We start from the raw sequence: 20,716 nt of genomic DNA on the forward strand, positions 1-20,716 counted from the left end.
GGTCAGCTCCTTCGCAGACGCGGGTCGACCAGCAGGTACGCCAGGTCCGCGGTGGTGTTGACCACGACGTAGCCGGCGGCGGAGAGGGTGACGACGGCCAGCACCACCGGCATGTCCCGGGTGGTGACCGCGGAGAGGGTGACCTGGCCGAGGCCGGGCCGGCCGAAGACCTGTTCCACGATGACGGTGCCGCCGATGACGATGCCGAAGACCCAGCCGGCCAGACTGACGGCCGGCAGGACGGCGTGCCGCAGCGCGTGGCGTACCAACACCGTTCGTTCCCGTGCGCCTCGCGACCGGGCGGTGAGCACGAACGGCTCGTCGAGTGCCTTGTCGATGCCGTCGCGCAGCACCTGGGTGAGCAGCCCGGCGATGGGTAGCGCGAGGGTGACCGCGGGGAGCACCAATGCGCGGAGTCCACTGTCGCCCGAGACCGGGAAGAGCCCGAACCGGAACGAGAGCACACTGAGCAGCAGAAGGCCGATCAGGAACGACGGGGTGGAGACCAGCAGCAGTTCGGCGCCGGAGCTGACCCGGCGCAGCCACGGTCGCCGGTCCCCGGCGGTGGCCACCGCGATGAGTAGGGCGAGCGACACCCCGAGCCCGGCGGCGGCGACCGCGAGGGTGAGGGTGGGGGCGAGTTGTTCGCCGATGATCTCGGTGACGGGTCGTTGCAACAGGTACGAGCGACCGAGGTCGCCGCCACCCAACCGCTCGAGGTAGTCGAGGTACTGCACGACGGCCGGCCGGTCCAGGCCCCAGTCGGCGATGATCTCGGCGCGGATCTGCGGGGTGTCCGCGCCGTCGCCGACGATATTGTCCACTGTGTCTCCGGGGGCGGCCAGCAGCGCCAGGTAGGCGGCGGTGGCTGCGACCCAGAGGACGACCAGGCCGGCGCCGAGTCGGCGGGCGACGGCACGTACGGGTGGTGGGCTCATGTCACTTGCCGATCCACAGGTCGTACGCGCTGGCGGGCACCCCGGCGGTGGGTTCGAAGCGCACCCCGCCGACGCCGGTGCTGGCGGCGATCTGGTCGGCGGGCGCGTACAGCGGCAGCAGCAGGGCCTGCTGGACAACGACCTGTTGCTGCAGGTCGGCATAGAGGCCGGCCCGCTTCGTCGGGTCCGCGGTGGCCTGACCGGCCTCCAGGAGCTGGTCGATCCGAGGATCGTTGACCTGGGTGCGGTTGATGCCGCCCTTCGAGTGCAGCAGCAGGTTCAGCGCCGCTCCGGCGTCGGTGTCTGCCCGCGAGTTGTCGAAGACCTCGTACTCGTTACGCTGGATGGCGTCGGTGGCGGTCCCTTGGTCGACGAGCGACACCTTGAGGTCGATACCGGCGCTCTGCTTGACGGCCGCCTGCACGGCCTGCGCCAGGACGTCGCGGCGGTCGCGGACGAAGGGTGCGGACTGCACGAGCCGTACGGTGAGCCGTCTGCCGGCCTTCACCCGGTAGCCGTCGGCGTCCCGGGCAGTCCAGCCGGCCTGGTCGAGCAGGCTGTTCGCCTTGGCCGCGTCGCCGCTGTACGCGTTGCCGTCGAGCCGCTTGTCGTACAGCGGGCTGGACGGGCTGATCACGCTCCAGGCGCGGGTCGCGGTGTCCCGGTAGACCGACCGCAGCACGGTGTCCACGTCGACGGCCTCCCGGAACGCCTGGCGGACCCGTAGGTCGTCGAAGGGTGCGTGGGAGGTGTTGAAGTAGTACGAGTAGGCGGAGCCGGAGTTGAGCTCCCTGGTCAGGCGCAGCGTCCGATTGCCGGTGACCAGCGGCTGGTCCGTGGCCGGCACTCCCTCGATGAGCTGCACCTGACTCGACGTGAGGGCGCCGACGCGGACCGCCGACTCCTTGAGGAACCGGTAGATGATCTCGTCGAGGTACGCCGGGCCGGTGTGCGTCGCGGTGGGCGGCGCCCAGTCGTAGCCGGGGTTGCGCCGGTAGTGCAGCTCCTGACCCGCGACGTAGCGGTCCAGCACGAACGGTCCGGTGCCGACCACGTCGACGCCGCCGGCCTTGAGGTTCTTCGCCTCGCGCAACGACTTCGGCGAGATCTGCGCGCCCTGCGGGGAGGCGAGGAAGTCGAGGATCAGCACGTCGGGCCTGGTGAGAGTGAGCCGTACGGTGCGCGGGTCGACGACCTCGACGGACGTGAGGTTGCGCAGTTGCACGGCGGCGACGGCGGGGGCGTAACCGGGTTCGCGGAGTTTGTCGATGTTCGCCTTGACGGCTGCGGCGTCCAGGGGCGTGCCGTCGGAGAAGGTGACGCCGTCGCGCAGTGTCAGCGTGTACGCCAACCCGTCCGGGGCGACCTGCCAACCGGTGGCCAGCCACGGCACCAGCTTGCCCTGCTGGTCGTAGGTGAGCAGGGACTCGAAGGTGTTCCAGACCAACAGTCGAGCCTTGGCCTGGGCGTACTGGTGCGGGTTCAGGGTGATCGGCTCGGTCTCCACGGCCCAGGTGAGGCTGCCGCCGGAGCGCGGCTCGCCGGCGGCTTCGGCGGCCGGCGTGGTGGCGGTGGAGCAGCCGGCGACGAGGGCGAGCAGCGGGGCGAGTGCGGCGGCGGCGAGGGTTCGCAAACGGTTGGCGGGCATGGCGAGGTCTCCTGTCCAGGCAGGCGGTACGGGTACGCCGACACCCGGCCCGGCGCGGTGAGCGCGGGTCGGTCCTGGGGTGTCGGTGCGGATTGCTCGGCGGTCGGCTCGGCAGTGAGCTCCACCTTCGGCCGGCCGGTGTGGCGGGCCGGGTAAGCGGGTGCCGGTCAGGCCAGACAGGAACTCGACCACACCCGACCGAAGTCGATGTGGCCGCGGATCGTCAGCCGCAGCTCGCTGGACATGAGCCGAGTTCACTCGCCGTGCGGATCGGTGTCAACACATCGGTCGATGGATGTCGGCTATCGCACGCGGGGACGCCGATTCATTGACGTAATCCCTACTAAGGCTATAGGATTTGGAGGAAATGCGTCCGCAGGTCGGCCTGGACCCGCGCGGGCCGGGATCGGTCCGCCGGACACGTCACCGCCTGGGAGCGTCAGTCCAGATCGAGCAGGACCTTGCCCGGCACCCGTCGTTCCCGCATCGCCTCGACCGCGACCCCGAGGCGATGCCACGAGCCGCGCCAGCCGATCGGCGCCCGCAGCACCCCCTGGGCCACGAGGTCCACCAGCAGCGCAAGATCGGCTGCCGGGGCGGTGGCGTCGCCGAAGGACCGTAACGTTCGGGATGTGCCCGGGGCGAAGGTGGAGTTCACCGGAAAGACGGCCGGCTCGCCGGAGGCCCAGCCGATGCTGTGCAGCACCCCGCCCGGCGCGAGCAGGCCCCACGCGGCCACCAACTGGGCACCGCCCACCGTCTCCAGCACCACGTCGACCGGGTGGCCGACGCCCTCGAGGCCGACCACCACCTCGTCGGCCCCCAGCGCCGCCAGCCCGTCGCCCCGGGGCGCCGACCCGACCGCGGCGATCACGGACGCACCCCCGTGCCGCGCCAGTTGGACCGCCACCCGGCCCACTCCCCCGGACGCCCCCGTGATCAGCACGCGACGCCCGGGCAGCGGACCGGACGCCCGGAGCGTCCGCAGCGCGGTGAGGCCGACCATCGGCAGTGCGGCCACCTCGGACAGGTCGATGTCGGGGGGCACCACCGCGACGCTGTCCAGGTCGAACACCGCGCGTTGGGCCCACGCGCCCGGCCCGAAGGCGAGCACCCGGTCTCCCACCCGCGGACCCGGACCGCTCTCGGCGGCCCGCCGCACCTCGCCGGCGGCATCGTGCCCGAGCACTCGTCCGGCCGGCCAGAGATCGAGGTGACGGATCTCGCCGGCGTTGACGGCGGCGTGCCGCACCTCGACGAGCACCTGCCCCGGCCCGACCTCGGGCTCGGGGACATCGATCAGCCGGAATCCGTCGGCGGCGTCCGGAGCGGCGACGATCGCCCGCATACAACCCCCTGGGTCTCCACGAGGTTCTTGACTGGTGGCACACACCAACGACCCTGTCGGCGACCGGCGGACGACGCCGGCCCGATGGTCAGGCGGCGGCGCGGCGGGCTGTGCCGTCCGGAGCGTCCGCGAGACCCGCGTAGCGACCCCGGTGGTAGAGCAACGGGGAGCCGACGTCGGCGTGCCGGAGCAGCTCCGGCTCGGCCAGCACGACCACGTGATCGCCGACGACCACTCGGTCGACGACCCGGCACACCAGCCAGGCCAGGGCGCCGTCGAGGATCGGCAGCCCGTTCGGCCCGGGCCGCCAGCGGGTCGGAGCGGCGAAGCGGTCGATCCCGCTCGTGGCGAAGGTCTTGGCCAAGTCCTGTTGGCCGTGGGCGAGCAGATGCACCGCCACGTGCCGCGCCTGGGCCAGCGTCGGCCACGTGGACGAGCCGAGGTTCAGGCAGAACGAGACGATCGGCGGCGTCAGCGACACCGAGGTGAACGATGTCGCGGTGAAGCCTACCGGCGGCGCACCGGGGGCGGTGACCACCGTGACGGTGCTGGCCTGGTGGCGCAGCAACCGGCGCAGCGCGTCGGCGTCGGCGTCGATCGGGGCTTCGGTGGACGAGGTCATGGCGTTCCTCCCGAGGGGTGGCGGCGCGGAGCGCTAGGAACGGACGGCGGGGTCGGCCACCAGCCGCTCGAACGGGGTCTTCTCGCCGGCCTCGACGGCGACCGGCAGCCGGTTCTCCGTCGGTGGCAGCGGGCAGGTCGCGAAGTCGGTGTACGCGCACGGCAGGTTGACGGCCCGGTTGAAGTCCAGCGTCACCCGACCCTCCTCGTCCGGTGCCCCGACGGCCAACGACCGGTTGGCGCGGTAGGTGGTGACGCCGGAGGTGCTGTCGGTGAACAGCACCGACAGGCTGCCGGGCCCCGCACCGTTGAACGCCGTCAGGCTCAGCGGCAGGCCGTCGACGCTGAACTCGATCCGACCGGGCGCGTCGTAGACGTGCTGGAGGCCCTCCACGGCAGCGCCGACAGTGGTCGGTCGGGGACTGTCGAACGGCAGGAACTGCCCCTGGAGCACCCACCGCTCGGCGGGCGGGTAGGTGGCGGTGCCGCGGTAGCGCCTCCGCAGCGGGTGGTCGGGGCGTCGGGGTCGGAGGATGTCGTGCCCACCCCGCCGGGCCACCTCAAGGACGCCACCGACGATGCCCACTGTGATGCCGGCGCGCTCGGCGATCGCCCCGAACTGATGCCGCTCGCGGACGCTCCGGCCCTCGACGACGATCTCCTCGTCGTCGGCGAGGGTCACCGCCGGCCCCTCCTTCCCGGTGCTCCACTGCCCGGGCACCCCGGGGAACCGCTGCGGCTCCCCGGTGAGCCAGTGCAGTCCGGCGACGGCGAGGAAGCCGTGGCGGTCCGCCCGCGCCTCCTCGTGCCGGTGGTGCCACTCCTGCCAGTCCTCGGTGAACGCACGGGTGGATCGTGCGGCGTCGGGGGATGCGGACGGTGCGAGATCACTGGTCATGAGGGGTCCCTCTCGTTGACGTGCGGCCGCTCGGGAACGGGTGCGAAGGCGCCGGATGCGAGCCGGCGGGACGACGACCGACGGGCCGGGATCGCCCGCTCAGGCCGGAAGGACCGCCGGGCGACAGAGCTGCGCGGCGACCCGCATCAGGTCGACGACCCGGCGGGAGGTGAACAACCGAACAAGCAGCATGGGCCGATTTTCCTACCAAACAAGTAGGATTTCAAGTCCCCGGCACCAGGCGGCACCACATGACTTCGGGATGCCAGGCGCCGGATGTCGTAACGGCCTGTCGACGGGCGGATCCCAGGGCCTGAAATCCTACTTGACACATAGGAATTGTTGGTTAGCGTCGTATCCGTGACCAGCCAACACACCCTGCTTCGGGGCACCGCCATCGCGGTGTCGCGGGGATGCTGCCGTGGCTGGACCGCCGCCTGCGGCTGCTGCCGCTGAGCCCGCACCCCCTCCCTCCCCCCTCGCGCCGCCGGCTCGACGATGACCGGCTGCCGACTCCTCGCACCGATCGACTGCTGCTCGCCGCCCTACGTCCACGCGTACTCGGGGCGGCGGTACCTGTCTTCATCGACCCAGGAGGACAGCCATGACCGTCATCGCCGAACCCGTGACTCCGGTCGACCCGGACCTGTTCCGTGCTCTTCTACGCCGGCACGCCGCCGCAGTCGCGGTGGTCACCGCCGCGGGCGAGCCACCGGCCGGGTTCACCGTCACCTCGCTGACGTCGGTGTCGCTGCATCCGTCGCTGGTGTCGTTCTGCCTGGCCCGATCGTCGTCGAGCTGGCCGACGGTCGCCGACGCGGAGCACGTCGCCGTGCACCTGCTCGGCGAGAACCAGGCGGACGTCGCGCGCACCTTCGCGACAAGCGGCATCGACCGGTTCGCCGCACATCCAGGGTGGCGGTACGGGCCGCACCGGGTGCCGCTGCTGGACGAGCCGGTCGCCTGGCTCCTGTGTCGCGTGACCCAACGGGTGTCCGCGGGCGACCACGCCATCGTGATCGCGGAGCCGCTGATCGCCAGTCACCGCGACGGCGCGCCGCTGCTCTACCACATGGGGCGCTACGCAGCCCTGCAACCAGCGACGAAGGAGTTGTAAGTGACCTCATCATCCCTCCTGGACCGTCGGGCCTTCCTGTCCGCGACCCTCGGCGCGGCGACGCTGGGCCTGACCGCCTGCGCCGGTGACGACAGACCCACCGCGGCGTTGGCCGCGGGCGCGCCGCTGCCTGAGGTCGTGCCGAAGGGAACCAAGCTGGTCGTCGGCGACAAGGAGCACCAGAAGGCGATCGAGTTCTCCGGTGAATCCGACAAGTTCAGCTTCGAGGTGGAGTGGGCGAACATCAGCGGCGGCCCGCAGACCCTGGAGGCATTCCGCGCGAAGGCGCTGGACATCGGCTCGGTGGCCGACATCCCGCCGATCCACTCGCACTGGACCGGCATCCCCACGAAGATCGTGGCCTCGAAGTTCCGCCAGGACCCGCTCAACCACGCCATCTACCGGCTCGGCGTCGCCCCCGGCATCACGGTCGCCGCCCTCGCCGACCTGCGCGGGAAGAAGATCGCGTACAGCCCGGGACAGGCGCAGGGCGCGCTCGTCCTGCGGGTGCTTCACAAGGCCGGCCTCAACAAGAAGGACGTCAAGCTGGTGGAGCTGCCGAGCACCGGCGATGTCTACAACACCGCGCTCGCGAGCCGCCAGGTCGAGATCGCGCCGATCGGCGGTGTGCAGATCAAGCGTTACGAGACCAAGTACGCCCGGGATGGCGCGACGACGATCGCGCACGGACTGCGCGACGATCCCGGTCACCTCTACGCGCCCGTCACCGTACTCGGTGATCCGGCGAAGGCGGCGGCGATCCGCGAGTACACGCAGGCGTGGGCGCGCGCCTGGCGGTGGCGCGAGGCGAATCCGGACGAGTGGATCGAGCGGTACTACGTCAAGGACCAGGGCCTCACCGCCGACGACGGCAGGTGGCTGGTCCAGAACGGCGGCGTGGCCGACATCCCGGCGAGCTGGACCGAGGCCATCGCCCGACACCAGGAAACCATCGACCTGCTCGCCAGGGAAACCGGCAACAAACCCCTCACGGCGGAGGACCTGTACGACCGACGGTACGAGTCGGTCGGTGCGCAGGCGCTGACTGCCGGAGGTACCCAGTGACCGTCTCGGCACCGACCCGACCCCGGTCGGCCGCCGCCGCTCCCGCCGGCCGGCCGCGACGCCGACTCAAGCCGCGACGCCCGATCCCGTTCGGGGCGGCGATCGGCCCGACCCTGCTGCTGGCGGTGTGGGCGGCCGGCTCGGCCGCCGGTTGGATCGACCCCCGTACGCTCTCGGCACCCTGGACCGTGGTGGTCACGGCGGGCGACCTCATCGCCGACGGTCGACTGCAGGACAACCTGGCGATCTCCGCTCAACGGGCCGGCCTCGGCCTCGCCATCGGCACCGCCGTCGGCACGGTGCTGGCCCTGCTCGCCGGTCTGAGCCGGTGGGGCGAGGCCATCCTGGACGGGCCGATCCAGATCAAGCGTGCCATCCCGGCTCTCGCGCTGATTCCGCTGCTGGTCCTCTGGTTCGGCATCGGTGAGCAGATGAAGGTCATCACCATCACGCTGGGCGTGTTCGTTCCCGTCTACATACATACCCACAACGGGCTGCGGACCATCGACAGCCGGTACGTCGAGCTGGGCGAGTCGCTACGACTGCGGCGGACAACCTTCATCCGCCGGATCGTGCTGCCCGGCGCGCTGCCCGGTTTCCTGCTCGGCATGCGGTTCGCGGTCGTCGGGGCATGGCTGTCCCTGGTGGTCGTGGAGCAGATCAACTCCACCAGCGGCATCGGCTACATGATGGATCTCGCCCGCGAGTACGGCCAGACCGACGTGATCATCGTTGGACTCGTGCTGTACGGACTGCTCGGGCTGCTGTCCGACGGTGCCGTCCGGCTCGCGCAGAGGAAGGCCCTGTCATGGCGACGCACGCTGGCGGACTGACGACATCCCGCGCCGTACACGTTCACGGCCTGGCGCGAGGATTCGGGGACCGGGTGGTCCTCGACGCATTCGACCTGGAAATCGGCACCGGCGAGTTCGTCGCGCTGCTGGGACGCAGCGGCTCGGGCAAGAGCACACTCCTGCGTGCGCTCGCCGGCCTGGACGGCGATGCCACCGGCTCGGGTCTGGTCGACGTACCCGAGAACTCCTCGGTCGTCTTTCAGGACGCCCGACTTCTGCCGTGGCAGCGCGTGCTGGACAACGTACTCCTCGGTCTGCGCGGGCCGGACGCCACCGAGCGCGGCCGTGCGGCCCTCGCCGAGGTCGGCCTCGCCGGGAGGGAGCGGGCCTGGCCCAGCCAACTGTCCGGCGGCGAGCAGCAACGCGTGGCGCTGGCCCGGGCGCTGGTGTCCGAGCCGGAGCTACTGCTCGCCGACGAGCCGTTCGGCGCACTGGACGCGCTCACCAGGCTGCGCATGCACGCCCTGCTGCGGGTCCTCCATGCCCGGCACCGACCCACGGTGCTGCTCGTGACACACGACGTCGACGAAGCGATCACGCTTGCCGACCGGGTGCTGCTGCTGGACAGCGGCCGGATCGCCGTCGACCTCGCCATCGACCTGCCGACACCACGGTCGTACCGACAGCCGCAGTTCCTCGCGTATCGCGAGACCCTGCTGCGGGCGCTCGGCGTCAACCAGACGGAAGGATGAGCATGCTGCACCTCAACGCGTTCCTCATGGGCGTCGGCCACCACGAGGCGGCCTGGCGGCTGCCAGAAAGTGACCCGTTCGCGCAGACCGACGTCGCCCACTTCACCCGCCTGGCCCGCATCGCCGAACGCGGCAAGCTCGACTCGCTGTTCCTCGCCGACAGCCCGGTGCTGTGGAACAGCATCGGCCGGCGGCCGGGCGGCACCCTGGAGCCGACCGTGCTGCTCACCGCTCTGGCCGGCGCGACGACCCACATCGGGCTCATCGCGACGGCGTCGACGACATACAACGAGCCGTTCAACCTGGCCCGCCGCTTCGCGTCGCTGGACCACATCAGCGGCGGGCGGGCCGGGTGGAACATCGTCACCACCGCCGGCGAGAAGGCGGCCCGGAACTTCAACCTCGACGACCTGCCGGCGCACCGGGACCGTTACCAGCGGGCCGCCGAGTTCATCGAGGTGTCCCAGAAACTCTGGGACAGCTGGGACGACGCCGCGCCGCTCGGCGACAAGGACGCCGGGCGGTGGGGCGACGACGAACTGCTCTACCCACCTGAGCACTCCGGGCAGCACTTTCGCGTCGCCGGCCCCCTCAACGTCCCACGTTCCCCGCAGGGATACCCCCTGCTGGTGCAGGCCGGTTCGTCCGAGGACGGCAAGGACCTGGCCGCCCGCTACGCGGAGGCCGTCTTCACCGCCCAGCAGACACTCGCCGAGGCGCAGGCGTTCTACAGCGACCTCAAGCGGCGTGCCGCGCAGGTCGGCCGCGACCCGGACACCATCAAGATCCTGCCCGGCATCGTTCCGGCCATCGGGGCCACCGAGGCCGAGGCCCGTGCCCTGGAGGAGGAGCTGGACCGGTTGATCAAACCGGAGTACGCCCGGCAGCAGCTCGCCACGACGTTGCGGGTCGCACCGGAAGACCTCGACCTGGACAGCGAACTGCCCGCCGACCTGCCGAGCGAGGACGAGATCGAGGGCGCCAAGAGCCGGTACACGCTGATCGTCACGCTGGCCCGGCGCGAACGGCTGACCGTCCGCCAGCTCATCGGCCGCCTCGGTGGCGGGCGCGGGCACCGCACCTTCGCCGGCACACCGGAACAGGTCGCCGACGCCATCGAGCAGTGGTACCGCGGCGGCGCGGCCGACGGCTTCAACATCATGCCCCCCGTACTGCCCTCCGGACTGGAGACGTTCGTCGAGCACGTCGTGCCGATCCTGCAACGCCGCGGGTTGTTCCGCACCGAGTACGTCGGGACCACCCTGCGCGAGCACTACGGGCTGCCCCGACCCGCCAACCAGTTCACCCGGCAACTCACCACCGCGTCCCACTGAACCACGTGAAGGAGAAGTGATGGTCGACCAACGACCCTTCGGACACACCGGCGTCCGCATCAGCGCCCTGACCCTGGGCGCGATGAACTTCGGACAACGGGGCAACCCGGACCACGAGGACGGCATCCGGATCATCCACCGGGCCCTCGACGAGGGCATCACCGCCATCGACACCGCAGACGTCTACTCCCACGGCGAGTCGGAGGAGATCGTCGGCAAGGCCCTCGCGGGCGGACGACGTGACGACGTCTTCCTGGCCACCAAATTCCACGGCCAGGTCGGTGACAACCCGCAGCACCGCGGCAACTCCCGACGCTGGATCATCCGATCGGTCGAGAACAGCCTGCGGCGACTGGGCACCGACTGGATCGACCTCTACCAGGCACACCGCCCGGAGCCGGACACGGACTTCGACGAGACCCTGGGCGCGCTCACCGACCTGGTGCGCCAAGGCAAGATCCGCTACATCGGCACGTCCACCTTCGACCCGTCAGCGATCGTCGAGGGGCAGTGGATCGCGCAGCGCCGCGGCAGGGAACGGGTGGTCAGCGAGCAGCCGCCGTACTCGATTCTGGCCCGCGGGATCGAACGCGAGGTGCTACCGGTGGCACAGCGGTACGGGCTGGCGGTGATCCCGTGGAGCCCGCTGGCCGGCGGGTGGCTGTCCGGCCGCTACCACTCCAAGCTGACAGCGCCGATCTCCGGACGCGCCGAAAGGCTACCGGCCCGCTTCGACCCGACCCTGCCCGCCAACGCCGCCAAACTGACCGCCGTCGACGAACTGGCCGCACTCGCCGACGAGGCCGGGCTCTCGCTCATTCATCTCGCGATCGCCTTCGTCCTGGAACACCCGGCGGTCACGTCGGCGATCATCGGGCCGCGCACCCTGGCGCACCTGGAGTCACAGCTCGGCGCCGCCAAGGTGACGCTGTCCACGGACGTGCTGGACCGCATCGACGCCATCGTCCCGCCCGGCACCACGCTGAACCCCGCCGACGCCGGTTATCAGCCTCCGTGGCTGACCGAGCCGGCGTACCGCCGAGGCGGCGGCTCATCGGTGCGGCGAATCGGCGTGCCCTCATGAGCGACAGCCCCTCGCCGACACCGGACATCGTCGTGCTGGTGGGCAACCCTCGTGCCGGGTCACGTACCCGAGGCATCGCCGAGGCGGTGGCCGAGGCACTACGGGATCGGTTGAACGGACCGCCGAGAGTCGTGCAGGTGCTGGAGCTGGCCGAGATCGTCGGAGTGTCATTCGGACCGGAACCAGCGTACGGGGCGAAGACCGGCCCCGATCCGTTCGCGGCGGTCCGGTCGGCGCGGCTGCTGGTCGTCGCGACACCGACCTACAAGGGCAGCTACACCGGCCTGTTGAAGGTTTTCCTCGACCAGTTCGGGCACCGGGAGCTGGCCGGCGTGGTCGCTGTGGCACTGGCCGTGGCCGCCTCGCCGGCGCACGCCGACGCGGCCTCGTCAGCCCTGCGCGACGTGCTCGTCGAACTGGGCGCACAGGTCCCGGCGCCGCCGCTCGCCGTACTCGAGTCGCAGCTGACAGATGTGTACGAGATCGCGGCGCAGTGGGCCGACCAGCACACCACCGCGATCGACGCACAGCGGGCCAGCGTGGCGTGACACGACCCTGACCCGACTCACCCGCGGGGCGGCACGGTCACCGCCACCCCTGCGGGCGATGACCGCTGCCGCCATCTCACCCAACTGGAAGGCCGCCACCGATGAGTTCCGAGTTCCTCTGGTACATCCCGAACCAGGTCCAGCCCGGCCACCGCGGCGACGACGTCATCGACGACCACAACAGCCTGGATACCCTCACCAGCCACGCCAGGGCTCTCGAGGAGCACGGGTGGGGCGGCGCGCTCCTCGGGACCGGCTGGGGACGGCCCGACACGTTCACGGTCGCCACCGCGCTCGCCGCACGCACGACCACGTTCCAGCCGCTGATCGCGATCCGACCCGGCTACTGGCGACCCGCCAACTTCGCCGCCGCCGCCGCAACGCTCGACCACCTCAGCGGGGGCCGAACGCTGATCAACATTGTCTCGGGAAAGGACGACCTGGCCGCATACGGCGACGGCGAGAGCGATCCGGCCCACCGCTACGCCCGCACCAGAGAGTTCCTCCAGATCGTCCGCAAGCTGTGGACCGAGGAGAGCGTCACCTACCAGGGCGAGCATTTCGCCGTGACCGGCTCTACCCTGGCGCTCCGACCGGTCGTCAACAGTGAACGCAACCACCCCCGGCTCTACTTCGGCGGCGCCTCCCCCGCCGCCGAAGAGGTGGCCGCCACCGAGGCTGACGTCCAACTCTTCTGGGGCGAGCCGCTCGACGGCGTGGCCGACCGGATCGAGCGGCTCAAACAGCTCAGCGAGAAACTGGGACGTGAGCACGCCCCGCTGGAGTTCGGGCTGCGGGTCACCACACTGGTGCGAGACACCACCGAACAGGCCTGGGCCGATGCCGAAGCCAAAGTCGCCGAGATGGCCAAGGGCACAGGCGCCGCACGCAGTCACCACTGGAAGACCGCAGTCGGTCAGCGGCGGCTGCTCGACCTCGCCGCACGCGGAGAGGTCCTCGACGACAACCTCTACACCACCCCGGGCAAGTACGGTGGCGGCGGAGCGGGCACCACCTGGCTGGTCGGCTCCGCGCAGGACGTGGCGAACTCGCTGCGCAAATACCAGCGGCTGGGCATCAACCACTTCGTGCTCTCCGACACGCCGTACCTTCCCGAAATCACGCGTCAGGGCGACCACCTTCTGCCACTGCTGCGCACCTGACGCGGGCGGATCAACAATCGACTGACACAGCCGGAGGGCCTGTCAGCGGATGCCCTGGCTGAGGTAGAAGACCGCGAGGGCCGCGGCAAGACTGCCGAGCAGCAGCCGAAGTGCGCGTTCAGGCAGTCGTGGCTGCAGCCGGGCCGACGGTCAGCTCCCGGCCTCCCGGCCTCCCGACCGACGATCCGGCGGGTGGTGAGCCGAACAGGCGGCATGCGATCGATTTTCCTACCAGCCAGGTAGGGTTTGAGTCCTTGGACAAGCATCCTCGGAGGCGGACGGTGAGTGGAACATCTGTGTCGAGACGGTCGGCGCCACTGCGAAAGCTCGGCTTCCTGACCATCGGCCTGTTCGACGAGGCCGACCCGCGCACCGGCCATGAGGCGACACTCCAACTCGTGGAGTTGGGCGAGCAACTCGGGTTCGACAGCACCTGGGTACGCCACCGGCACCTCCAGTACGGCATCTCCTCACCGATCGCCGTCCTGGCGGCGGCCTCACAGCGGACCCGGCACATCGAGCTCGGCACCGCTGTCATCCCGCTCGGCTGGGAGAATCCACTGCGGCTGGCCGAGGACCTGGCCACTGTCGACGTCCTCTCCGGCGGGCGCCTCAACCCCGGGGTGAGCGTCGGCCCACCGATGCACTACGACCGGGTCCGCGAATCGCTCTACCCGGACACCGCCGAAGCGGAAGATTTCAGCTATACACGGGTGCGACGGCTGCTCGACCTTGTTCGCGGCGAGCCGGCGAGCGACGTCGACGGAGTCGAGGGTTTCGAGCAGTTCTCTCGCCGGGTGCAACCGCACTCCCCCGGCCTGGCTGCCCGGATGTGGTACGGCGCCGGCAGCCTCAGCTCCGCTCGCTGGGCGGGAGAGCACGGCATGAACCTGCTCACCAGCAGCGTCGTCAAGGCCGAGGAGTCCACCGACTTTGCCGAGATCCAGCTCTCGCATATTCGGATGTTTCGCGCCCACCATCCGGACGGCGAACGGGCGCGTGTCTCGCAAGGGCTCGTCGTCATCCCCACCGACACCGCCACCCCGGCCCAACGTGCCCGCTACGAGGAGTACGCCCTCCAGCGCACGCCGCGAACGGCGTCACCCCAGGGTCCGGCCCGGATGATGTTCGCCCCCGACCTCGTCGGCCCGTCGGAGCTGATCGCCGAACGGCTGCTGGAGAATGTCGCGTTCCGCGAGGTCGACGAGGTTGCGTTCGCGCTGCCCTTCACCTTCACGCCGGACGACTACGCGCAGATCCTCACCGACATGGCGACCCGACTCGGCCCTGCGCTCGGGTGGCACCCCAGCCGCTGACAGCGCCGTAACGCCAACGCCAACTGACCAGCGCGTCGTACCGAGGGAACCGCCACGGCCCGGAGAAGATCCTCGACGAGGCGGCGCGAACGCTCGACTCGGAGCAACACCCGTCGCCGTGAGAGCTCGATGTGCTGCTATATGGGCGGCGGCAGGGACCACGGCGCCCGGGCCAACGGCCCGGGCGACGCACACGGTCGGCGGAGGGCCGATCCGACGGTCTCCTAGCCGTTCGCCGGCACGCGGCTCCAGATGTCGCCGCATTCGACGCAGACGGCCTCGGGGATCCATCCGATCCGCATGAGCCCCGCGAAGATCGCGCAACCCACGCAGAACGCGAAGACGGATTCGAGTGTCGCCGCCACGATCACCGCGCCGAGGACGAGGTATGCCGCGAGGTGCTGCCCGAACCCGAGCGCCAGCACAGCGGCGGTCAGGGTGAGCACAGCGCCGATCCCTTGGGCGAACCGCTTGGGTGGCCCGGCGACGAGCTTGGCCCGCACCGGTAGCCGCGGCGTGATCACCCGCGTGACGAGCAGGCCGAGCGGGCTGAGTTTGGGGCCGGCGAGCACCCGCGCGACGAACCCGTACGCGATCAGCGCGCAGATCCAGGGCTGGTCCAGCACGATCGTCGCAGTGGACAGGATGACCACCCCACTGGCGACGAGTCGGGCGGATACCTCGTTCACGGGGTTGGGGAACCCGAACAGCGCGCTGGCCACGGCGACATGCTACCGACTATTCCTATAGATTGAGTAGCCATTATTCGCGGAGCGCGGCCAGCGGATTGCAGGGTGCGAGACCATCCGGCGTCGAGGTGCTGGTTGCCACGTGGTCGCGCGTCCCCCCGAAGCTAATGGATCTTCACGACGATCTTGCCCTCTGACGTTCCCGCCTCCAGGTAGCGGTGCGCCTCGATGATGTCGTCAAAGCCGAACACCCGGTCGACCGCGGGCCGCAACCCGCCGGTACGGACGCCGGCAGCCAGGAAAGCCGCGACACGTCTGACGACCTCCGGGTCGGTCATGTCAGCGAAAGCCATATAACGGTGAACGGTCAGTGAGGGATTCGCCGGAAACGACGCGGGCCTCGGGTCCAGCCAGCCAACGGTTGCCAGGGTGCCACCGAGCTTGGCAGCCAGGGACAGATCAGCCAAACCTGGGCCCATGACGGCGTCCAGGATGATGTCGACGCCTCTGCCATCAGTGTGCAGCCGAGCGGATTCAGCCACCTCCTCACTGTCAGTGGGGATGACCGCAGCAGCACCGGCGGCCAGCAGACTCTCCTGCTTCGCGGTATGCCGGGTAACCGCGATGGGAATCGCACCGATCTGGTTGGCGATCTGGATCGCGGCGCGTCCGACGCCGCCCGACGCCGCAGTGATCAGGACGTGGTCGCCGGGGCGCATCCCCGCCTTCTCAACGAGCGCGCCATACGCGGTGAAGTACGCCACCCACAGCGCCGCCGCACCCAGGACGTCCAGACCGGCAGGCCGGGATACCAACCGGCTCGCCAATACCGTTGTGTATTCGGCGTAGGCGCCCTTGGCCTCGAAATCCGGGACGGCGCCGAGGATGACCGGATCGCCGACCGCCAGCCCGGTGACACCGGATCCCAGCGCGTCGACCACGCCGGTCCCCTCGATGCCCAACCGGGCGTGCGGCAACCGCACGGGCCGCGGGGACTGGCCGGCGCGGACCATCCGGTCGATCGGATTGACCGCGAAGGCCTCGATCCGGACGCGCACCTCGCCCGCTGCAGGTGCGACAACCGGCTCCTCGACGATGCGCAGAACGTCCGGACCACCGGTCTCGTCGAACACAACTACTCGTGGCATGGATGGCTCCTCCAGTTATCAGTGAGGTACGCCCAGAAACGCTACGGAGTCGATAGGAACCGACTGGTAACTTTTGACCTCGTGCACAACACCCCCGAAAAGGTCTTCCTCGCCGACTGCCCCACCCGCCTGGCGGTCGAGATCATTACCGAGAAATGGGCGGTGATCGTGCTGTTCGCGCTCAGCCTCGAGCCGCAGCGGCCCAGCAAACTAGCTGAGCTCATCGGCGGCATCTCGCGGAAGGTGCTCACCCAGACGCTGCGCCGTCTTCAGGCGTACGGCCTGGTCGAACGGCACGCGTACGCCGAGGCGCCCCCGCGCGTCGAGTACAGCCTGACCGCGCTCGGAAGCACCCTCGTCGAGCCGATCAAGGTACTCACCGACTGGGCCCGCGACAATGGAGAGGCGATCGTCGACTTCCAGGAGAAGAAGCAGCCCTGGAGCAGGTAGCCAGAGAACCCACGTCGGCGTTCCGGCCCGTTCGCTCCGGGTGCCTGCGTGACGGACAAGACCAGCCGCATCGAGGTTTACCGGCAGCGTCGGTGGCCGTTACCACGGACTCGGCCGTGCAGTTGCCGCTGCTCCCGCCAGAGGCACACTCGTCCGCCGAGACCAGGCGCAGTGACGTCGGCAGCGGCGGTTGGATCTCGTCTTCGCGAACAGGGACCCGCCACCTACCGTCGCAGAGGGGGATCGGCGATCCGTGGCCCCTGCCGCCCGGAAACCCTCGTGTGTCGGCAGTTTCCGGGTCGGCGAGGGGGTGCCGGTCCACTCTGACTCGGGCCAGCGAGGACAGGGCGCTGGACGCGCACCCCACGACGGCTGGGCGCTCCTGCCTGTTCGTCCGGGGTCCGCCGAGGGCCGGGCGTAGCCGAACCTCCGGTCGGCAAGAGCGACTGGGTGCGGCGGAGCTACCTCCCACCGTACCCAGACGGATCGCCGCGTCGCCCCGCCTCAGGACGCCGGCGAGGGGTCAAAGCCCTCGTCTCTGTCCAGCGATGAGCGCGGTCGACGGCCCGGGCCTCGATGCGGCAACAAGAACCTGACGCGGGCGTTGAAGCGGTTGCGGCCGTAGAGACCGGCCACACCGCCGGTAAGTCGGTCACCGCAGTCTCCGCCCGATCGACCAGCGTCAGACGGAACGGGCGCATCTACTCCGGCGGCCCCTGGTCGACGGAGAGGCCGAGATGCGCCCCACCGGAGGCGTCGATCACCTGGCCCGTCACCCATCGCCCGGCGGGAGAGGCAAGAAAGGCGACCACGTCCGCGACATCCGCCGGCTCTCCGACACGACGGAGGGCCGAAAGCCCGGTGACGACCTCGCGTAGCGCCGGTTGGGCGTCGAACCAGGCTACGTTGTTCTCGGTGGCGGTGGTCCCGGGCATCACCGCGTTCACCGTGATACCCCGACCGCCCAGTTCCTGTGCCAGCGTGACGCTCAACGTGTTGATCGCGCCCTTCGTCATGGCATACGCGAGAGTGCCGGGTATCGCGACTCGGGTGGCGACGGACGAGATATTGACGATCCGGCCACCGTCGCGCAGCAGGTTCAGGCCACGCTGGATCACGAAGAACGGCGCTTTCACGTTGATCGCGAACAACTCGTCGAAGTCATCCGGCCGTGCGGTGGCCAGCGTCGGCGTGGCCCCGCCGATCGCCGCGTTGTTCACCAGCACGTCGATGCCGCGCGGCGCGCCGCGTTCGGCCAACCCGGCCTCCACGCCAGTCCAGAGCCGATCGGCGTCACCTGCCACGCCGAGCTTCGCGCCGACCGCGAACGCGGCGCCACCCGCCTCGGCGATCTGCGCGACGGTCTCTTGCGCGGCCGACTCGCTCGTGCCGTAGTGCACCACCACCAGCGACCCCGCTGCGGCGAGCCGCTTGGCAATCGCGCGGCCGATGCCCCTGCTCGCGCCGGTGACGAGGCTTGTCGTGCCGTCCAGCGTTTCCATGATCTCCCCTTCGTTTCGCGTATCGAAGCAGGAACCACGGTCCGACCCTCGTCGTGCGCCCGCCAACGGACTGAGGGATCGCGGCATGCGGTTGTTGCACTTCTTCATGCGCAGAAACGTCCGCGCGTACGCTCGTTTGATGCGCTGGGACGCCGAGGAGAAACGACACCGCATCCTGGCTGCGGCACGGCGCGCCTTCGCCGAGAAGGGCGAGGACGTCACGGTGGCCCGAATCGCCCGCAGCGCCGGTGTGTCCGTTGCCACCGTCTACCGGCGTTTCCCCACCCGGGACCGCCTTATCACCGACGCTTACGGCGACCAGTGGAACGATTGCGCGGCGATGCACGCCGAAGCCATGAGCGACCCGGACCCGGCGCGTGCGCTGCGGGAACTGATTCGCACGCTCTGCGCATACCAGTTGAAGGACAGAGGTTTCACCAGGGCCTACGTCGAGGCGGTGGTCACCGGACGCGGGCTCGACCACGAGCGGCAGGAGACCGAACGGGTCATCGCCCGGCTGCTGCAGCGGGCACAGGCGATGGGCACCGTCCGCGCCGACCTGACCGTCGCCGATTTCCGGCTGCTGATCGCCGCCCACCACGGCGTCGTCCTAGCCGCTGGGCCGGACGCCGCGACGGCTTCCCACCGCTATCTCGCACTGATGCTGCGCACGCTTCAACCCTGAAATTTCGCCGAAAGCTCGAGGTCGACCAGGTAGTTCGTCCGCCGCCGGTCCACGCGACTCTCTACGAGAGCGAAACGGCGCACCCGCCCACCCTCTGTCCCGAGGTCTGGTGCTGTCCCGCCCCGGGTCCGAGGACTGCCGGGCCGGGACACTGGGCACCGCGGAGAAGCTATTCAGCCGTGTGCGGCGTCGATCTCAGGGGCTCCGCTTCGGGCGATCGCCTCCCGCACGGCGGTCAGTCCGTCCACCTGCGTGACGATCGGGCGGTATCCGAGTTCGGCGACGGCCTTGTCGGTGCGCAGCGTGCAGGTCTGCTCCAGGAACCAGCGCGCGGGGACGGGAATCACCGTGGCCGCAGTGCCGGCGTCGATGTCCGGGATCGTGGCGTCAACTCCGTAGATCGTGAAGGTGCTCTCGAGGAAGTCGCGGAGGGTCACGGGGTGCTGATCGGTGACGAAGTAGGCCTGGCCGGGCCGGCCGCGCAGCCAACCTCGAACAAGACCCTCGACCGCGTTGTCGACATACGTGACGGACCAGATCGCGAACCGGGGGATCAGACGTCGGCTTCGAGAGCGAAGGTGTTGCCGTCCGGGTCCTGGAACCACGCGATACGTCCACCTCCGGCCCGCGCGGTGATCCCCTTGGCGTCGTGCTCGAACTGCTCGTAGCGAACGAACTCGACGCCGGACAAGGAGAGCTCCTCGACGATCTGGGCGATGTCGTCGACGTACCACGTCGCCAGCGTCGCCGGGGTCTTCCCGGCGGTGACCGACTGGTACACGTTCAACGCCGGTCCACCACCGGAGCCATAGACACGGCTGCCGTCGGCGATGGTGGCGCTGGGGCCGGACCGCAACGGCCGCAGGCCCAGCGCGCCTTCGTAAAAGGCCACGGCCCTCTGAATGTCGGACACGGCGACCGAGGTTCTGAGGTGGTACGCGCTCAAAGGCATGAACCACTCTGGCAGATACTCCCCGAATCGGGGCGCCGAACCGACGGCCCGTTCCGATGCCCTTCGATCCGGGAAGTGACCGTCCGAGACGCTTAGCGCTGCAACCGCACTGGGCATGCGCGGACGCCGTCCGTGCGGTCAGTGGCCCTCGGCGTAGTAGGAATGCACGGCGGGTTGTCCCGTGTAGTTGGCACCAGCGCGGTCGTCGGCGCCGAGGTAGCGGTACGGGAGGCGGACGTCGCGGCGGCCGGTGCAGCTGATCCGGCGGCGACGGGAGTCGTAGGAGAATCCGGCGGCACGGAGTTGAGCGGTGAGGCGCTGCCCAGCGGGTCGCCCGTCAGGAAGCCGAATGCTGGACAGGTCCAGGTCGGCCACGAGGCGGCCGGTGGGGGTCAGCCAGCCGGCCGCGCGGGTCAGGACGGCGAGTTTGTCTCCGACGTAGTGCAGTCCGTGCAAACAGGTGATCAGGTCGAACGTCCGCCCTGGTGCGGCCCGGCCGGCGGCGAGAACGTCAAGAGGGTTGAACCCCAGCTCCCGGGTGTAACTGTTGACCCCGGACAGCTGCCGCTCGCGGTTCATGGCGCAGTTCGCTACCACCGCGGACCGCTCCAAGGCGTCGCTGCCAAGCAACGTGAAACTGGCGCGTTGGTCGACCACACCAACA

The 20,716-nt window shown here is 69.9% G+C and carries 22 protein-coding genes; 11 read left to right on the top strand and 11 right to left on the bottom strand.

Annotation, left to right across the window (positions count from 1 at the left end):
- Positions 1 to 2: 2 nt before the first annotated feature.
- The 5 genes from ABZ406_RS22615 to ABZ406_RS22635 all read right to left on the bottom strand — a co-directional run bounded on the left by ABZ406_RS22615 (position 3) and on the right by ABZ406_RS22635 (position 5,453).
- Positions 3 to 938 (bottom strand): ABC transporter permease, encoded by a 936-nt coding sequence (locus tag ABZ406_RS22615; RefSeq protein ID WP_357764896.1) that lies wholly within the window; start codon positions 936 to 938, stop codon positions 3 to 5.
- Between the two features lies 1 nt (position 939).
- A complete protein-coding gene (locus tag ABZ406_RS22620) occupies positions 940 to 2,586 on the bottom strand; it encodes an ABC transporter substrate-binding protein (protein WP_357764899.1) in 1,647 nt (548 codons plus the stop codon).
- A gap of 439 nt (positions 2,587 to 3,025) precedes the next feature.
- Entirely contained in the window at positions 3,026 to 3,934 is a 909-nt protein-coding gene (locus tag ABZ406_RS22625) for a zinc-binding dehydrogenase (protein ID WP_357764902.1), read from the bottom strand.
- 88 nt (positions 3,935 to 4,022) lie between these two features.
- Positions 4,023 to 4,556: a flavin reductase family protein gene (locus tag ABZ406_RS22630; protein ID WP_357764905.1), complete on the bottom strand. Its 534-nt coding sequence runs from the start codon at positions 4,554 to 4,556 to the stop codon at positions 4,023 to 4,025.
- 33 nt (positions 4,557 to 4,589) lie between these two features.
- Positions 4,590 to 5,453, bottom strand: coding sequence for a DUF1684 domain-containing protein (locus ABZ406_RS22635; RefSeq protein ID WP_357764908.1), 864 nt, complete (start codon positions 5,451 to 5,453; stop codon positions 4,590 to 4,592).
- A 604-nt stretch (positions 5,454 to 6,057) separates the two neighbouring features.
- On the opposite strand from ABZ406_RS22635, the gene ABZ406_RS22640 reads away from it, so the two are divergent.
- The 9 genes from ABZ406_RS22640 to ABZ406_RS22680 all read left to right on the top strand — a co-directional run bounded on the left by ABZ406_RS22640 (position 6,058) and on the right by ABZ406_RS22680 (position 14,626).
- Positions 6,058 to 6,570, top strand: a complete 513-nt coding sequence (locus tag ABZ406_RS22640) for a flavin reductase family protein (RefSeq protein ID WP_357764911.1) — start codon at positions 6,058 to 6,060, stop codon at positions 6,568 to 6,570.
- Positions 6,571 to 7,635, top strand: a complete 1,065-nt coding sequence (locus ABZ406_RS22645) for an ABC transporter substrate-binding protein (protein WP_357764914.1) — start codon at positions 6,571 to 6,573, stop codon at positions 7,633 to 7,635. It begins immediately after the preceding gene.
- Positions 7,632 to 8,468, top strand: coding sequence for an ABC transporter permease (locus tag ABZ406_RS22650; protein WP_357764917.1), 837 nt, complete (start codon positions 7,632 to 7,634; stop codon positions 8,466 to 8,468). The genes ABZ406_RS22645 and ABZ406_RS22650 overlap by 4 nt, the downstream gene beginning before the upstream one ends.
- Positions 8,444 to 9,181 carry an ABC transporter ATP-binding protein gene (locus ABZ406_RS22655; RefSeq protein ID WP_357764920.1) on the top strand — a complete coding sequence of 246 codons (738 nt, stop codon included), beginning with the start codon at positions 8,444 to 8,446 and terminating at the stop codon, positions 9,179 to 9,181. Before ABZ406_RS22650 ends, ABZ406_RS22655 begins: the two co-directional genes overlap by 25 nt.
- Positions 9,178 to 10,515: an LLM class flavin-dependent oxidoreductase gene (locus ABZ406_RS22660; RefSeq protein WP_357764924.1), complete on the top strand. Its 1,338-nt coding sequence runs from the start codon at positions 9,178 to 9,180 to the stop codon at positions 10,513 to 10,515. The genes ABZ406_RS22655 and ABZ406_RS22660 overlap by 4 nt, the downstream gene beginning before the upstream one ends.
- Before the next feature lie 19 nt (positions 10,516 to 10,534).
- On the top strand, positions 10,535 to 11,599 hold the full coding sequence (locus ABZ406_RS22665) for an aldo/keto reductase (protein ID WP_357764927.1): 1,065 nt from the start codon (positions 10,535 to 10,537) through the stop codon (positions 11,597 to 11,599).
- On the top strand, positions 11,596 to 12,147 hold the full coding sequence (locus ABZ406_RS22670) for an NAD(P)H-dependent oxidoreductase (RefSeq protein WP_357764929.1): 552 nt from the start codon (positions 11,596 to 11,598) through the stop codon (positions 12,145 to 12,147). The genes ABZ406_RS22665 and ABZ406_RS22670 overlap by 4 nt, the downstream gene beginning before the upstream one ends.
- Before the next feature lie 101 nt (positions 12,148 to 12,248).
- On the top strand, positions 12,249 to 13,310 hold the full coding sequence (locus tag ABZ406_RS22675; RefSeq protein WP_357764932.1) for an LLM class flavin-dependent oxidoreductase: 1,062 nt from the start codon (positions 12,249 to 12,251) through the stop codon (positions 13,308 to 13,310).
- A 296-nt stretch (positions 13,311 to 13,606) separates the two neighbouring features.
- Complete coding sequence (locus ABZ406_RS22680) at positions 13,607 to 14,626, top strand: LLM class flavin-dependent oxidoreductase (protein ID WP_357764935.1); 1,020 nt, start codon at positions 13,607 to 13,609, stop codon at positions 14,624 to 14,626.
- 224 nt (positions 14,627 to 14,850) lie between these two features.
- Here ABZ406_RS22680 and ABZ406_RS22685 read toward each other — a convergent pair whose 3' ends face one another.
- Together ABZ406_RS22685 and ABZ406_RS22690 are read right to left on the bottom strand one after the other, a co-directional pair.
- Positions 14,851 to 15,348: a DUF4395 domain-containing protein gene (locus tag ABZ406_RS22685; protein WP_357764938.1), complete on the bottom strand. Its 498-nt coding sequence runs from the start codon at positions 15,346 to 15,348 to the stop codon at positions 14,851 to 14,853.
- A 131-nt stretch (positions 15,349 to 15,479) separates the two neighbouring features.
- On the bottom strand, positions 15,480 to 16,448 hold the full coding sequence (locus ABZ406_RS22690; RefSeq protein ID WP_357764941.1) for a zinc-dependent alcohol dehydrogenase family protein: 969 nt from the start codon (positions 16,446 to 16,448) through the stop codon (positions 15,480 to 15,482).
- Positions 16,449 to 16,544: 96 nt separating this feature from the next.
- Here ABZ406_RS22690 and ABZ406_RS22695 point away from each other — a divergent pair, with 96 nt between their 5' ends.
- Positions 16,545 to 16,913, top strand: coding sequence for a helix-turn-helix domain-containing protein (locus ABZ406_RS22695; protein WP_357764944.1), 369 nt, complete (start codon positions 16,545 to 16,547; stop codon positions 16,911 to 16,913).
- Positions 16,914 to 17,614: 701 nt separating this feature from the next.
- Here the strand turns inward: ABZ406_RS22695 and ABZ406_RS22700 are convergent.
- A complete protein-coding gene (locus tag ABZ406_RS22700) occupies positions 17,615 to 18,415 on the bottom strand; it encodes an SDR family oxidoreductase (protein WP_357764947.1) in 801 nt (266 codons plus the stop codon).
- Between the two features lie 85 nt (positions 18,416 to 18,500).
- Here ABZ406_RS22700 and ABZ406_RS22705 point away from each other — a divergent pair, with 85 nt between their 5' ends.
- The gene (locus ABZ406_RS22705; RefSeq protein ID WP_357764949.1) at positions 18,501 to 19,100 is read left to right on the top strand and encodes a helix-turn-helix domain-containing protein; all 600 of its coding nucleotides are present in this window, start codon (positions 18,501 to 18,503) and stop codon (positions 19,098 to 19,100) included.
- A 173-nt stretch (positions 19,101 to 19,273) separates the two neighbouring features.
- Here the strand turns inward: ABZ406_RS22705 and ABZ406_RS22710 are convergent, their stop codons facing one another.
- From ABZ406_RS22710 to ABZ406_RS22720, 3 genes are all read right to left on the bottom strand, one after another.
- Positions 19,274 to 19,537 (bottom strand): hypothetical protein, encoded by a 264-nt coding sequence (locus ABZ406_RS22710; protein ID WP_357764952.1) that lies wholly within the window; start codon positions 19,535 to 19,537, stop codon positions 19,274 to 19,276.
- Positions 19,538 to 19,653: 116 nt separating this feature from the next.
- Positions 19,654 to 20,052 carry a VOC family protein gene (locus ABZ406_RS22715; protein ID WP_357764988.1) on the bottom strand — a complete coding sequence of 133 codons (399 nt, stop codon included), beginning with the start codon at positions 20,050 to 20,052 and terminating at the stop codon, positions 19,654 to 19,656.
- A gap of 138 nt (positions 20,053 to 20,190) precedes the next feature.
- The gene (locus ABZ406_RS22720) at positions 20,191 to 20,631 is read right to left on the bottom strand and encodes a hypothetical protein (RefSeq protein ID WP_357764955.1); all 441 of its coding nucleotides are present in this window, start codon (positions 20,629 to 20,631) and stop codon (positions 20,191 to 20,193) included.
- Positions 20,632 to 20,716: the final 85 nt, after the last annotated feature.

Source organism: Micromonospora sp. NPDC005710 (assembly GCF_040630995.1).
In the GTDB taxonomy this organism is placed as follows: domain Bacteria; phylum Actinomycetota; class Actinomycetes; order Mycobacteriales; family Micromonosporaceae; genus Micromonospora.